This window comes from Aeribacillus sp. FSL K6-1305 (assembly GCF_038050115.1).
GTDB classification, from domain to species: Bacteria; Bacillota; Bacilli; order Bacillales; family Aeribacillaceae; genus Aeribacillus; species Aeribacillus composti.
In genome coordinates, this window is sequence record NZ_JBBOQV010000002.1 from 586055 (window position 1) to 601505 (window position 15451).

A 15451-nucleotide genomic window follows, 5' to 3' on the forward strand; every position below is an offset into this window, starting at 1 on the left:
GCTATGTATATTCGAATTAATAAGCAAAAAAATAAAAATGGTTCAGTTCGTCAATATCTACAAATATGTCGTACATTTCGTGTAGACAATAAAGTTCGGCAACAAACGCTTTGTAATCTAGGGAGGTTAGAACATTTATTAGAGAATGGCTCTGTCGATAACATAATCGAGGGATTAGCCAAATTTTCAGAGCGTTACTTTGACCGAATTCACGGGCAAGGGTCTTCCTCTTCTGTCTCCGTGCTTTGGACAAAAGAGTTTGGGCCGGTTTATCTGTTCCGAAAGGTATGGGAAAAGTTAGGGCTTGGTCGGCTATTACGTAAAATCATGGATGATTCCGAGGCTGCTTCTCGGTATGACGAAGCCATTTTTGCCATGGTGTTAAACCGTCTCATGGATCCCAATAGTAAGCATTATATCTTCAAACAATGGATCGACACGATTTATGCAGAAGGTCTTTCAGACATTCAACTCCATCACTACTATCGTGCATTAGACTTCTTAAGTGAACAAAAAGAAAAAATTGAGGAACAACTTTATGGACATTTAACCGATTTAACCTCATTAGAAGTAGATATCGTGTTTTACGACACGACAAGCACCTATTTCGAAGGAGAGGAAGCAGACGAACTGCTGGCTCACTATGGTTACTCCAAAGATCATCGTGGAGATCGAAAACAAGTCGTGATTGGCTTATTAATGACCAAAACAGGGATTCCGATTGGGCATCAAGTCTTCCCTGGAAACATGCATGATACGAAGACATTTGGCATGGTGGTTGGAGATCTGAAGAAGCGCTATCCTATTCAGAAAGTCATTCTAGTGGGAGACCGCGGAATGGTTAGTGAAGCCAACTTAGATCAAATTCGTGAACTGGGCATGGAATATATTGTGGGTGTCAAATTACGAAAGTCGAAGAAAGCCCAAGAGCTATTATCCATCCGTGGGCCATATAAGAAGGTTCTCCCGAATCTAAAAGTGAAGTCAAAGAAAATCGATGGCGAAACGTATGTACTCTGTTACAATCCGGACGCTGAAGAACGTGATCGAGCGAGTCGTCAAGTCGTGTTAGAAAACCTTCAATCGAAGCTTGATGAACTCGGTCCATCTGGACTCGTCAAAAACCGTGCGTATTCCAAGTTTTTAACGATAGAAAAAGCATCGGCCAAAATTGATGAAGAGAAGGTATCCAATGACGAAAAGTTTGACGGAAAGTACGCCATTCGGACCAACTCGTCATTAACGGATGAAGAGGCAGCACTTGCCTATAAAGAGTTGTGGAGAGTGGAACAAGCCTTTCGTAACCTGAAGTCGAATCTAGAACTTCGCCCGATGTACCATCGAGTGGAATCTCGTATTCGAGGCCATATCATGGTTTGTTTCCTTGCGCTTGTCATGGAATCCTTTTTGGCCTATAAGCTAAAAGAAATAGGATGCCAAACAAGTGTAAAGGATATTTTGCATGATGTAAGCCAGGTGAAGGCCTCGAAAATACGCGTGAATGGTGAAGAGCAAATCGTTCGTACAGAATTACAAGGTCAAGCAAATCTAGCATTTGAAGCACTTGTCACACAAGCGCCTCCTAGAGTATTAGAAAAAAACACGTGCCACTAACAAGTGTAGTGGTACGTGTTGTGGGTAAAGTCCAAAACACCAGTATTTTCGGGCTTTTCTTTAGTGTACTCTGTCAAACTTGAGCTTAATATAACCGATATAATTCCAAAAACTTTGCAATCAAAAAGCCGGAGTGGTTATGATACCCTTCCGGCTTTTGCTATAGATTGAAGATAATGATTTCAACAGCTTTGTTAGATTCATTCGTAAAAGATGATACTTCTGATCTTGATCGTTTTCTACATAGTTAAACGTTAAGAAAAAACAGAGCGTATTTTCCATCATTTCTGTCATTTCCTATTATTTCTTTATCTTTGTTTGTTCCAAAGTGCAATTCTTTCCCAAAAAGCTTTTCGCATGTAGAATGATTTTTCACAGGAATAAGCAGACAGCTCAAACTCGAAAAAAAGGTGTCACCTATAATGATTATTAAATAAAACTTGAAACTGTTTCCAAATTCAAGTATTATATAGAAAGACTTAGAAATAGGCACGTTTGAAAAAGTGAAAATTAATAATTTTATAGTGGACGGATGTTTATTTTCTTGTTGTCTTCAACACAAAATCACAATAGCCGAATCTGAAATAATTGGTGTATCGCTTAATTTTGCAAAATTACCATAAAACAACTTCTTCGTTTATTAGAGAGATAGAAACTTAAAAAACTTTGAACATATTTTTAAAAAGATAAATCAGGAGTTCCATTGCTTTCAATTCATTTCAGATTAGAAAAACCGTAAATTAAATTTATGGTATCTTAGGCTATTTAACTTATATAAGTTAGGGCCTTTGTTTAATCTAATTTTGAATAGTGGACGTGGTGAGCCGTCCGCGATTGCAAAAGTGAGCATTGCCTTATTTGCGCCATTTGCAAAAACACCACGTCCACAAAAGTTAAATCTCAAGGGAGTACTGTTTTCATATCTCTAATCTCCTAATGATTATTTTTCTTTTTAATACTAATATCTATAAAATTGTTGATAACGTTTGCAAGCAAGGAATCTCCAATTACACAAAACCATTTGTTTACCTTTTCCCTAATTCATCAATTAATTTTAATAAATTAGGATCTTCTATATAATTTTCTATAGTGATAATTCTTTTGTTTTTATGAGATAATCTTGCTCTTTCTAATAAATCTTTATGAACGACGATAATGTCAGTGTCTTCTGGAACATCCTCTATTCTATAATGTTTTACTTCAATACCGTCAATATTTGCTTTTTGCAGTCTTTTTCTAAATGTGGTTGCACCTAATGCACTGCTGCCGGCACCTGCATCGCAAGCAAATGAAATTTTACTTATTTTTGTATTAGACAGTTCATTAGATGGATTTAAAATTTGTTTCCCTTCAGATTTCATTGCTTTTGACTTTTCGATTGAACTTGTAAAATCTTCTTCATCTGTTTTTTTATCAAACTTTAATATTATTGCAGTAACGATGAAGGATACTACCGCAGCTACGATTACACCTGAAATGATTCCTAGGAAATTACCTTTAGGGGTTAAAGCTAAATAAGATATTATGGATCCCGGACTAGGTCCAGCTACAAGACCCGCATCGAAAAGATAAAAAGTTGTAATACCTGACATCCCGCCGGCAATCATTGCTAAAATTGTTAATGGTTTCATTAATACATATGGGAAGTATAACTCATGAATGCCTCCGAAGAAATGAATTATTATAGCACCCGGAGCAGTCCGCTTAGCAGCCTTTTTGCCGAAAAAGCTAAAAGCTAATAATAATCCAAGACCAGGTCCTGGGTTTGACGCAACGGTAAAGTAAATTGATTTTCCTGCTTCAAGCGTTTCTTGCATACCTAAAGGATAATATATTCCTTGATCAATGACGTTATTTAAAAACAATACTTTAGCTGGCTCATTAATAAGAGATAATAATGGTAAGTACCCTGTATCCACTAGAGATTTAATAGCGGATGAAACAACATTATTTGCCGCTTCAATAACCGGTCCTATAAAATAAAAGGAGAAAATCATTAGAAAGAAGCCTAAAATACCAATTGAAAAGTTATTAACAATCATTTCAAATCCTGCAGGTATTTTACCATCTATCAATTTATCAAATTTCTTTATAAGCCAGCCTCCCAAAGGACCAATAATCATCGCGCCTAAAAACATTGGTATATCGGATCCAACTATTAGCCCTATGGCTCCGATGGTACCCATTACAGCGCCCCTTTGGCCGGCAACCATTCTCCCTCCTGTGCTTGCTAAAAGCAAAGGCAATAAATACTTGATTGCCGGATCAACTATACTAGCAAGATTCTCATTTGGAAACCAGCCAGAAGGTATAAACAAAGCTGTTAATAACCCCCATGCAATAAAAGCTCCAATATTCGGCAAAACCATATTGGTCAAGAATCCTCCAACAGCTTGGATGCGTGCACGAAAAGATGGGGTTTTGGCTTTAATTACATTTTCCATGTATAACACCCTTTCTTCATATCAATATTTATAGAAGAAATTTCTATACTTTTTTGAAAAAAAAGATGTTTAAATTTTAAATTTAATCAAAAAAACATTTTTTATTCTACCATTTTAATAACATTCATTATTTCTTCTTCATTGCTTGAATTTCTAAACTTATTTACAACATCTTCATCAATTAGTATAGAAGATAAGTCGGATAGCAAACCTAAATGACTTGAATTGTCTTCAGCCGCTAAGACGATAATAATATTCACTTCTTTTCCCTCTGGGAACTGCACGTTGTTTTGTAATTTCAAAAAAGAAATGCCTGTTTTGATTACTCCTCCTTCGTTTCTTGCATGCGGCATGGCAATTCCCGGAACAATTACTATATATGGACCATTTTTATTGACATTATCAATCATATCTTGAATATATTTAGGAGTAATATTACCTTTTTTTAATAAAGGATCGGAAGCAACTCTTATAGATTCCTCCCATGAAGATACTCTATTCAAGAAATTTATATTACCTTTTAAATATTCACTTAACACACCGTTTCACCTTTCTTCATGATTCTATTTACACTACCATTTCTGTATTTTTAGTTGATAATAAATTTCTTTAATTTTTTCTCTAATTGTTTTATTTTCTAACTCTGTAAAATGTAAAATGGCTTGTTCGATCCCATTTTCACAAATGTAGTTTTGCAAAATTACAGACTCTTCATCATCAGGGTTATCGAATAAAAATGCAGCAGCAACGGCAACTGATAAATATTCTATTGAAAGTCCTAAATCAAAAAGTTCTCTAGTGGGTTTAATTAATCGTTCATTATAGCCCAGTTTGCGAATCGGCGATCTTCCTACTCGCAAAATCGAGTCGCTAATATTTTTGTTTTTAAAGCGCTTTATAATTCTTTCAATAAAATCACTCATATCTTTTGGGTCCATATTAAATTTCCTTAAAATATATTGGGAAGCTTCATTTAGCGTTTCCCGTACAAGATGTTCAATTTTTGCATTTCTCAAAGCGCTCTGTATTGTAGATTCTCCTGCTAAAAACCCAATATAAGCAGTTGCCGCATGACCCATATTCACTAAATATAATTTTCTTTCAATATAAGGCTGTAAATCTTCAACATAGATTGCGTTTTTTATAATAGGCGAATCTGCATTAACGATTTCTGATTTGTTAATGATCCATTCATAGAACGGTTCTACAAGAACACTCTCACCCCCTTCGCTATGTTTTGATAAAGCTAGGCGATCAATAGCTGAATTAGGAAAGCCAACAAAAGTACATATATTTTCCATTTCTTTATTTGAAACATATCTCTTTATCTCACGTTTCAAACTGGAAGAAGCGTTAATTGCATTTTCATTTGCGATAATGTCGATCTTCTTTTTATTTTCTTTTGCTCTTTTCAAAAGGCCTTGAGATAATATATTAGCTATTTTAGGTATGTTATTGATGCCGACAGATGTTGTAATTAAATCTGCATTCACAATAGCATTGATCACTTCTTCTTCTTGTGTTACACTGTTTAATGCTGAAACCGGAGAGATAGTCTCTATCGTATGATTATCATCTAATATCTCAACCTGATAACTATTGTAATTGTTAAATTTATCAACCGTTTTTTGATTTATATCCACGAAACAAACTTCATACCCAGTTTTGTTTAATAAGTAACCAATTAAACCTTTCCCTATATTCCCTGCACCAAAATGCAACGCTAGCATAATATTATCTCCCTTTACAATACTTAAAACTCTTTATCAAAGAATATCCAATCCAGCGAAGCTATTAACTTTTTACTCTAAATTCGCGTGATATTGCCAAAGACTAGACATATCAATATTTTGCTCTCTAATCATCATTAAGGCTAACGCGTCGCCTAATAACAATAAGCTTTGTTCAAATAAGCTTGTCATTGGTTGTACAGATTTCACTTCATTTGGCAGCTGTAGTTTTGTACCTACTGGTATCCTTACGAAACAATCTGAATACTCATTCATTGAGCTATTTGGATTTGCACCTATATGAGCAACTTTTGCTTTAAATTGCTTTGCCTTCTTTGCAATGATTAATGGAAAAGCCGTTTCTCCGCTTCCCGATCCCACTATCAACAAGTCTTTTTCAGTTATTGCAGGCTCAGTGATTTGGCCGACAATATAAGTTTTAATACCAAGATGAGCTAATCGTTTAGCGATAGCTTTCAAAGATAATAGAACTCTTCCAACCCCGACAAAAAATACTTTATCTGCTTTTTTTATCTCGATTAACAATTTATTGACTTCATTCATATCAATTTGGTTTAAAGTAGTGGTGAGTTCGTTTGTAATTTCCTTTACAATATCATAGTAATTAACCATTATTTCCCCTCTTTTCACAATAAACCTTCTATGATGCATTTTTCCATCGCTTTTTTATTCTCAGCTAAACTTTTGTCTCGAATAAATAAGCTTGTACTCCCGGCAACTAGTATGTCGGCCCCAGCTTTTACTAAGCTTGGTATTGTGTCTAAAGATACTCTGCCATCAACCTCAATATTTGTATCCAATTCTTTTTCTTTTATTAATCGCGCCAAATCTTCTACTTTTTTTATTGCATAAGAAACTTGCTTTTCATTTTCATCAGTTGCAAAGCCTGGATTGATTAACATTAACAAAATGGTATCGCACTGCGGCAAAATATAATCCAGGACAGACAGGGGAGTTGCTGGGTTGAGTGCTAAACCTGCTTTAATTCCATTGTTTTTTATTAAGTTAATGTATCGATCAATATGAGTGCTCGTTTCATAGTGAAATGATATTTGTTGTACATCAATTTTGATCATCTCTTGTATAAAAAATTCATTATTATTGGACATAATGTGGACATCAAAATTCATATCAGTTATTTTTCGTAATTGCTTAATAGTATCTATTCCCAATGGCATACTAGGGCTAAAGTGTCCATCTATAATATCAATATGTAAAGTATCCAGTCCTTCTTTCTCAATTTCTTTTACACTTTTTTCTAAATTACATAAGTCAGCACACATTATAGAAGGTGCAATCGTTATTTTTTTATTATTTTGCATGTTTGTGCCTCCATTTGCATGTGTTTGCATGTTTTCCTTTATTATAAAACGCATACAATGAAAAGTAAAGCATGTTTTTGCGTTTTCATGCCATTATTTGCGCGAATGCGTTTTGATCAATTGTTGAAATTATGATAAACTATAAGAAAGACTTAAAGGAGTAAAGTCACTATGCTAAAGGAAGAACGTCAACAAAAAATCTTGCAGATTTTAAATGAAGAACATAAAGTTATTGCAAGCGATTTAAGTAAACGCCTGTCAGTTTCGGAGGATACAATTCGAAGAGATTTAAAGGAGCTTGATAACCGCGGACTTATTAAAAGGGTTCATAGCGGAGCTTTGAGGATAGGGCCTCCTGTTGTTGATTTTTCAACAAGGCAGCACATGTTTAATGAAGTTAAAATTAAATTAGCTAAAAAAGCTTTATCCTTTATAAAAGAAGACATGGTTTTATTAATTGATGGAGGAACGACTAATTTACATCTAGTAAACCAATTACCTTTAACATTAAAAGCCACCGTCATTACAAACAGCCCGCCAATCGCTATGGCTCTGACTAATCATCAACATATTGATGTTATTATGATCGGCGGAACTTTATTCAAACAATCAATGGTTAATTTAGGAATAGACACTGTCGAATCTTTAAGTAATATGAGAGCAGATTTATATATCATGGGAATTTACAAAATTGATCCTTATATAGGAATCAGCGTCCCAAGCTTATCAGAAGCATTAGTAAAGCGGAAAATGGCTTCCATCTCTTCTGAAATATTAGGGATGGCAACATCTGATAAATTAAGCACTGTTTCCAATCACATTGTATGTCCTACTAAAGATTTAACATACTTAATAACAGAAAATATTAGTCCTAACATTAAAAAGATATATGGCAGCCAACAAGTAGTGGTGGTTGATTGATAATGCATTAACAAATTTGATAATCAGCAGTTTGATGAGAAAAAACGAGGGTAAATGAAATCAGATTCAACAAGCCGCTGGTATTGCTAATATATACCATATTGCTAAATTTCGAAGACCGCTTGGTTAATTCCAATTTAATTAAAAGAGGATAGTCTTCCTTCAGGGTAGACTATCCTGCAAAAAATCATGTATCTTTGATGATTGATTAAGCCGTCAAATCCCCTTTAACCCGTTCCGAATAAATTGGATCGTGTATTCCATTTCTTTCTCGTCATCCCATGGATAGTCCGGCATGACCAAAAAGCGGGTAATGAAAAACCCAACGATCGCGTTAATCGTTAAACGAATGACAGTCTCGGTGGGAAAATCACCTATTTGCCCATTTTGTTTAAAATGGTTGACAACTTTTATAAACTGAGGCAAAACTTTTTCAGTAAAAACCGCGCTAAATTTTTCTTGAATTTCTGCATGGAACGCCATTTCCTGAAAAAAAATTTTTAACAATGGGACATTGTTTTTGACAAATTGATAGCGGTTGCGGATGATTTTCCTTAACAGATCTTCAAAATCATCAAGTCGTTGATCCTGGAAAACTTCATTGATAAACCTTTCAGCAAATAAGGGGACGGCAAATTCTATAATGATCGGTGAAACGATGGATATCAGCAAATCTTTTTTTGTTTTATAATGGCGAAAAATCGTTCCTTCCGCTACCCCGGCTCTTTTCGCAATTTCGCTCGTGGATGTCGCAGCATACCCTTTTTCGGCGAAAATTTCGACTGCCGCTTGAAGAATTTTTGCCTGCTTTGGCGTTAAATCTTGATTCGCTGCCTTCATGAACTCGTCCATAAAATTTTTCTGGTCCATACACTTTCCTCCTTATTTCTCTCTTTTATTGTTATAACCTGCGATGTTTTTTCAATGCAAATATATTTAAGACATAGAAAAGCAGCACAAAGCCGAACAATATTAGCAAATCCTGCCAAAGATCGACCAAGTCTTTTCCTTTAATCATGATTTCTTGAATGGCGTCCGCTCCGTAAGTAAGCGGCATAAATTTACTCAACACTTGCAACCACTCTGCCAATGTCTCCAAGTTAAAGATTCCCGAAAAAAATGCTTGTGGAATGATGACAATCGGAATAAACTGCATGATTTGCAGCTCATTATTTGCAAAGGCTGATAAAAGGGTAGCAAGCGCCAGCGCAGTGATGGCTAATAAAAATGTAACTACTAACAGCTGCCAAAAATCCCCTGCCATCCAAATATCAAGTACATATACGCAATACGTGACAATAACGAACGATTGAATAATCGTGAATAAGCCAAATCCTAGCAAATAGCCTGTTACAATCTCCCATCTTTTAATCGGCGTCGACAGCAATTTTTCTAATGTTCCTTGTGTTCTTTCCCGCAAAAATGAAATACCGCCTAGCACAAAAACAAAGAAAAAGACAAAAAAACCGATTAGTACTGAACCCGTCTGATCAAAAAGATTGATTTTGTCAGAGCCATAATAATATTCGACATCAGGCTGAATATTTTTTTGGTCTGACAGGGAGCTGAAGGCGGTTTGAATCACCTTCATAACCGCTGAATTGGCTGTCGGGTCGCTTCCTTCCAGCAAAACATACGGAACATGATTTTTTATCGTTATAAATGCATCTAAATCCTCTTTTTGAAAAGCCTCCTTCGCTTCACTTTCGGACATTTGAACAACATCTTTCTCCAATTCATTTTGCAATACTTGCTCAAGCGGCGCCGGTATATTTTCTGCTGCTATTTTCGGTTCGTATGGGTCGCCGTCTAATACAAGCCATACAAGAGTGATAACTAAAAGCGGCGCAAAGATCAATAAAGCAATCGACCGTTTATCCCTTAACAGCTGTCTTATAATTCGGATGACAACAGCTCCTACTCTCATTTCTCATTCCTCCCGTATGCTAAAAATGCTTCTTCAAGTGAATCGACCTTTTGGTTTTCCTTTAGCTTTTCCGGCGTGTCACAAGCAATGATATAACCGTCTCTTAGCATGGCCAGACGATCACACTTTTCCGCTTCATCCATGACATGTGTCGTAACTAAAATGGTCATCCCGTTGTTTTTTAGTTTTCTTAATTCACTCCATATCGATTGGCGAAGCACTGGATCGATTCCAACCGTCGGTTCGTCTAAAATTAATAGATCCGGTTTATGCATGAGCGAAGCAGCTAGAGACAACCGCCTTTTCATCCCACCTGAAAAGTCCTTGACAACTTTATCCATATGATCAGTTAAATCGACAATTTCCAAAACTTCCTGAATCGCTTTCTTCCGTTCTTGGCGTTTTAGCCCGTAAATAGCGGCTATAAATTCCAGGTTTTCTTTCGCGGTCAACTCCTGATAAAGAGCATCCGATTGCGCCATATAACCGATTGATTTCATTAGCTCGAGTGAAGGAACCTTTTGATCTTTGATAAAAATTTCTCCTTGATCTCCCTCTAAAATTCCTGTGATCATTTTGACCAACGTCGTTTTCCCGGAGCCGGATGGACCAAGAAGCCCGAAAATCTCTCCCTCATTTACGTCCAAATCAATATTTTTTAGCACTTTTTCCTTCCCAAATGAAATCGCAGCTTTACGGACAATAATCATTGAGGCCATTTTTTCCCATCCTTTCGTATAAAATGAGTGAGTACTCACATACATTATAGTTGTGCAAACGAATTTTGTGAAGTGAGTAATCACTCATTTTTTTGCGAATGATAGGAAAATTTTTTTAACAGATTCGGCTTTAATAGTTATCGTCTTAAAAAAGCTGACCGCTGCGGATTTATACAAAAAGCAACAATAAGCATTTGAACTAGAAAAAACATCCACACAAATTGACTGAGGAATGAACATCAGAAGATGCGCTTTTTTGCACAAATTATGCCCATTTATTAATAGGCAGGAGAAATCGGGGCAATCGGTTAGCTATTGGCTCATTAGGAGTGTTTTACAGGAACGACTAGATGAAGATAGCTTTGGTATTCGTTCCTTAGAGGAAATTAAACAAGCATTTTTAGTTATTTTACATAATGATTAAAGGAGATTTTAGATACAATACACATTCAATAAAAATGGTTGAAGTGATACTATATGGGCAAGTGGTACTGTAAAACAATAATGATTGATTCAATATAATAATTCTTCTCATGCGGATTTCTGTTTACGGATAAGGCTGACATATGTGACTTTCAAATTCTTACAGTTGAAAGAAGTGAAAAAAGATGAGCTTAGAGGCATTAAACAAACAAGTGAAAACCGATCTTTCCTATCTCGCCTTCGGAGGTCCAAGCTGGGTGCGAACGCTAAAAAAACCTGAAGGGCATGTCTACGATGTCGTGATCGTCGGCGGCGGCCAAAGCGGCTTAGGTGCGGCTTTCGGTCTTCTACGCGAACGGATATCCAACATTCTTGTCATTGATGAAAACCGAGAGGGCTGGGAAGGACCGTGGGAAACCTACGCCCGTATGGTGACCTTGCGAACACCTAAACATTTGACCTCCATCGACCTTGGGATTCCTTCCCTAACCTTCCGCGCTTGGTGGGAAGCACAATTCGGACCGGAAGGCTGGGAAGCGCTAGACAAAATTCCTCGGGGAGATTGGATGAATTATTTGCGCTGGTTTCGGAAAGTTCTCAATCTGCCCGTCATCAATGAAGTAAAGTTGAAGTTGATAGAGCCGACTGATGAAGGGATTCATCGGCTTCATATTGAAGGAACGGGTGCACCATCTGACATATTGCTCGCACGAAAGGTTATTTTAGCCACGGGAATTCAAGGCGGCGGCGAATGGCATGTTCCTCCTTTCATTGCTGAAAAATTGCCGCATCATCTCTATGCCCACTCCTCAGAAGCAATTGATTTTACAGCACTACAAGGGAAAAAGATCGGAATTTTGGGCGGCGGCGCATCTGCCTTTGATAATGCCAATTTTGCCTTATCAGAGGGTGCTGCCGAAGTTCATGTCTTTGTCCGCCGCAAGAAATTGCAGCGTATCAATCCGATCCGCTATATGGAAGTTTCCGGTCTAATTGAACGTTTCCAAGCTCTATCGGACGCTGATAAATATGCAATCATCGCTCATTTCTTTAAATATAATCAGCCGCCGACCAACGATACCTTCGGACGCGCAGCCTCATGGCCCGGTTTTCACCTGCACTTAGGAGCACCATGGCTTGATGTTGAAGCTGCAGATCAAGGTGCAGTAGTGACCACACCTCAGGGCAAGTTCACCTTCGATTTTCTGATCATCTGCACCGGACTCGTCACTGATCCTGCTTTGCGTCCGGAGCTGAGACTTGTCGAAAGCCACATTGCTCGTTGGGGAGACCGCTATCATCCCCCGAAGGAGCTGGCCAATCCAATGCTTGATGCCCATCCTTATCTCAGCCCTGGTTTCGCTTTTATAAGCCGCGATGAAAAGGGCAAAAAGCTTCTGTACGGAATTTTCGCTTTCAACTATTCGGGTTTGATCAGCTGCGGCATTACAGCAGCTGCTCTTTCCGGCCTGAAATACGGGATACGCAAGCTCGTGTCAGAAGTAGCGGATCAGCTTTTCTTAGATGATCGCGAAAAGATATTGAAAGACTTCTATTCCTATAACGAAATCGAATTTGTCGGTGAATGGACTAAAAAGGAGTAAGGCCTTAGAATAACCGTTGGTGGTGTGGGGGCTGTCTCAAGCTGATTTTTCAGCTAAGAGGCGCCCCTTTTTCAAATAAAAATAACGTTTATATTTTTTTCGGACAGCTGTTTGTAATGCAAGGAATTTATGGTCTGAGAAAGCGGCCTTTTAACACTCTTTAAAAATAAATAAGGTGAATCGAATCAAAGTTCGATCCACCCAATTAAATTTTTTCAGTTTCCTTCGAACAATTAATGGACCACAGCTGGACCAATTAATGCTGCTGGTTTTTCCCCTAAAGCCAGCTTGCTAATGTTTGTATAGCTAATATGTTTATATGATTGCAGCAATTGTTTTAATTCCGGAAATCTTTTATCTTTTTTTAGTTTTTCGATTTCCTGATGATAGATAGACAATACATAATCATCCTGAAATTTCGGTTGGAATCGATCCGGGTCTTCATCCATTAGTAAAGAGCCCATATATTGATATCCATATTGTAATTGACGAGTCAAATGGACGATATTTAAAAATTTACGATAAATAGTTGGTGTTGTTGCCTTTAAGTTTTCGATAGCGGTTTGTGCATTTTTCAACTCATCGTAACTAGAGTCTATTATCACACTATATCATTCCTTTGTTCCGTATTAATCCCACGGTTTATTCAGTGAAAGTCTGGACACGAGTTCTTTATTTTGTTGTCTTTTTAACTTGCGAATGCTTTCACGTTCTTTTCCTGTTTCGTAGAGATATTTTTCTTCCTCTGTTTCTGGAATAATAGGCGGTACTTCCAACGGTCTTTTATTCTCATCCAAGGGAACAAAAGTGAAAAATGCAGTAGCTGCAATTCTTCGTTTCCCAGTTTCTAGATCTTCTGCAATCACTTTACAGAAAATCTCCATGGATCTTTTACCTGTATAGCTAACAAATGATTCAATACAAACCGAATCACTTACCCGGATCGGTTCAAGGAAATTAACGGAGTCGGTCGACGCCGTAACACATTCCTTTACCCTTGTATGTCTGCGGGCGGAAAGCGTCGCACATGCATCCATCTTCTTCATTAAAACTCCGCCAAATAATGTATGATAATTGTTCAAATCATTAATGAGCACTTGATCTGTTTGAACAACACGTGTTTCTTTAACTTTTTTTGCTTCCATCATGATCACCTTACGTATAAAAATACTTTTGAAGCGTACGCTTCATCCGTATTAAAATTTTTACAAAGAGAATTATAATATAGCTGGTTTGCAAAGATACAATGCCAATCCTATATACAATTCATAACAAAATAGTATGGAAGCGCTCTTTAACCTAAACAAAAAACCACCCGTGTGATGAGCTGTCCCCAGTCAAGTAGACAGGAATAAAAAAGCACATATAGAAAAATCCCTCCATAATAGACAGATGAACAGGCTTTCTTTTTCCTGTCTACTATAAAGGGATCGTATCATTGAGCTTGGTCGTGTGTTACATTCTATTCCAAATAAACTTTTATTTCATCATTTGCTTTATCAATTCTCGGTTGAGTTCTTTAAAGATTTCGTTATGGGATGATACCATGCCAAATTTATCAGCCTTAGGTTCAATAAATTGTTTAGCGCTATTTACCGCATTTGCGGCATCCTGAAAGGCCCCCGCAATCAAATGCAATTTCCCATCGTATTTTAGAATATCCCCCGCTGCATAAAGTCCCGGTACAGAAGATTCGCTATGGGCGTTGCCCGCAATGTAGTGATTGTCAATCATTTGAATATTCAGCTCGCTTTTTTCCAGCAAGGAGGAATCGCGCTCATAGCCATGATTCACAATTACTTCATCAATCGATAAATAGGTGATCTCTCCTGTTTCACGGTTTGTTAGCTCGACTCGTTCAATCCGTTCATGGTCCTCGCTGGCAATCAATTTGGTAATCGAGGTATGAAAATAACAAGTAGCCGAGCTGTTTAGAAGCTGCGTCACCTGCGATTCATGACCTTTTAACATCTCCCCTCGATACGTCAAATACACTTTTTTAGCAATCGGCACTAATTCATTCGCCCAATCAATAGCCGCATTGCCTCCTCCTGAAATGATGACCGTTTTATTTTTGAAGAGCTTTAACGATTTCACTGTATAATGCAGATTAGCCACCTCAAACTTTTCTGCACCCTCGATCTCCAGTTTTTGCGGCTTCAATATACCGCTTCCCACTGCGACAATGACCGTCTTGGAAAAATGCTGCCGTCCAGAAGCGGTCTGCAATATAAAAGTGCCATCTTCCTTTCGTTTCATCGATTCAATCTTTTCATTTAGAACCACTGTAGGATTAAATGTTAATCCTTGCTTGACAAGCTGCTTAATTAATTGCTCTCCTGTAATCGGTGCATGTCCTCCAACATCCCAAATCATTTTCTCCGGGTAAACATGAAGCTTGCCGCCCAATTGCGGCTGATACTCAATCAGCTTTGTTTTCATTTCCCGCAATCCGCTATAAAATGCCGCATACAACCCCGCTGGTCCGCCGCCAATAATCGTCACATCGTATAATTCGTCATGTTTCATCTATTTCCACCTCTCCTAGAACTCAGGAAATGATTATCATTCTCAATTAAATATACATTGTTTTTACCTCTTTTACAACGAATAGTGATTGACTATTGAAAAAAATGTTTACACCATATAGAGCTCGTATTGTTTATGGACGGTCGGACCACTGTCTCGCATTCGCACAACGAGAGCAAGTCCCAGACGGTCCCTAA

14 protein-coding genes are annotated in these 15451 nt (G+C 37.4%); 3 read left to right on the plus strand and 11 right to left on the minus strand.

From position 1 onward, the window contains the following. Positions 1-3: 3 nt before the first annotated feature. Positions 4-1614 (plus strand): IS1634 family transposase, encoded by a 1611-nt coding sequence (locus NST97_RS12585; RefSeq protein ID WP_341343328.1) that lies wholly within the window; start codon positions 4-6, stop codon positions 1612-1614. Between the two features lie 1025 nt (positions 1615-2639). On the opposite strand, the gene NST97_RS12590 is transcribed toward NST97_RS12585, so the two are convergent. The 5 genes from NST97_RS12590 to NST97_RS12610 form a co-directional block, all read right to left on the minus strand. Beyond that, positions 2640-4058 (minus strand): PTS mannitol transporter subunit IICB, encoded by a 1419-nt coding sequence (locus NST97_RS12590; protein WP_066251470.1) that lies wholly within the window; start codon positions 4056-4058, stop codon positions 2640-2642. Positions 4059-4159: 101 nt separating this feature from the next. Then, positions 4160-4597, minus strand: a complete 438-nt coding sequence (locus tag NST97_RS12595; protein ID WP_066251473.1) for a PTS sugar transporter subunit IIA — start codon at positions 4595-4597, stop codon at positions 4160-4162. Positions 4598-4630: 33 nt separating this feature from the next. Continuing rightward, positions 4631-5788, minus strand: a complete 1158-nt coding sequence (locus NST97_RS12600) for a mannitol-1-phosphate 5-dehydrogenase (RefSeq protein WP_117016899.1) — start codon at positions 5786-5788, stop codon at positions 4631-4633. A 72-nt stretch (positions 5789-5860) separates the two neighbouring features. Continuing rightward, the gene (gene hxlB / locus NST97_RS12605) at positions 5861-6421 is read right to left on the minus strand and encodes a 6-phospho-3-hexuloisomerase (RefSeq protein WP_066251479.1); all 561 of its coding nucleotides are present in this window, start codon (positions 6419-6421) and stop codon (positions 5861-5863) included. A 14-nt stretch (positions 6422-6435) separates the two neighbouring features. After that, complete coding sequence (locus NST97_RS12610; protein WP_066251481.1) at positions 6436-7131, minus strand: ribulose-phosphate 3-epimerase; 696 nt, start codon at positions 7129-7131, stop codon at positions 6436-6438. A 171-nt stretch (positions 7132-7302) separates the two neighbouring features. Between NST97_RS12610 and NST97_RS12615 the strand changes: the two genes are divergently transcribed. Continuing rightward, positions 7303-8052 (plus strand): DeoR/GlpR family DNA-binding transcription regulator, encoded by a 750-nt coding sequence (locus NST97_RS12615; RefSeq protein WP_066251483.1) that lies wholly within the window; start codon positions 7303-7305, stop codon positions 8050-8052. 216 nt (positions 8053-8268) lie between these two features. Here NST97_RS12615 and NST97_RS12620 read toward each other — a convergent pair whose 3' ends face one another. The 3 genes from NST97_RS12620 to NST97_RS12630 are packed head-to-tail and all read right to left on the minus strand — an operon-like array spanning position 8269 to position 10698. Further along, positions 8269-8922, minus strand: coding sequence for a TetR/AcrR family transcriptional regulator (locus tag NST97_RS12620; RefSeq protein WP_144598302.1), 654 nt, complete (start codon positions 8920-8922; stop codon positions 8269-8271). A gap of 31 nt (positions 8923-8953) precedes the next feature. Continuing rightward, positions 8954-9979 carry an ABC transporter permease gene (locus NST97_RS12625; RefSeq protein ID WP_311066690.1) on the minus strand — a complete coding sequence of 342 codons (1026 nt, stop codon included), beginning with the start codon at positions 9977-9979 and terminating at the stop codon, positions 8954-8956. Beyond that, positions 9976-10698, minus strand: coding sequence for an ABC transporter ATP-binding protein (locus NST97_RS12630; protein ID WP_144598303.1), 723 nt, complete (start codon positions 10696-10698; stop codon positions 9976-9978). Before NST97_RS12630 ends, NST97_RS12625 begins: the two co-directional genes overlap by 4 nt. Before the next feature lie 608 nt (positions 10699-11306). Between NST97_RS12630 and NST97_RS12635 the strand changes: the two genes are divergently transcribed. After that, complete coding sequence (locus NST97_RS12635) at positions 11307-12725, plus strand: NAD(P)/FAD-dependent oxidoreductase (protein ID WP_339210690.1); 1419 nt, start codon at positions 11307-11309, stop codon at positions 12723-12725. Positions 12726-12958: 233 nt separating this feature from the next. Here NST97_RS12635 and NST97_RS12640 read toward each other — a convergent pair whose 3' ends face one another. The 3 genes from NST97_RS12640 to NST97_RS12650 all read right to left on the minus strand — a co-directional run bounded on the left by NST97_RS12640 (position 12959) and on the right by NST97_RS12650 (position 15254). Beyond that, positions 12959-13330 (minus strand): hypothetical protein, encoded by a 372-nt coding sequence (locus tag NST97_RS12640; RefSeq protein WP_063388277.1) that lies wholly within the window; start codon positions 13328-13330, stop codon positions 12959-12961. A gap of 24 nt (positions 13331-13354) precedes the next feature. Then, the gene (locus tag NST97_RS12645) at positions 13355-13870 is read right to left on the minus strand and encodes an acyl-CoA thioesterase (protein ID WP_082829614.1); all 516 of its coding nucleotides are present in this window, start codon (positions 13868-13870) and stop codon (positions 13355-13357) included. Between the two features lie 334 nt (positions 13871-14204). Beyond that, complete coding sequence (locus NST97_RS12650) at positions 14205-15254, minus strand: NAD(P)/FAD-dependent oxidoreductase (protein ID WP_144598304.1); 1050 nt, start codon at positions 15252-15254, stop codon at positions 14205-14207. Positions 15255-15451: the final 197 nt, after the last annotated feature.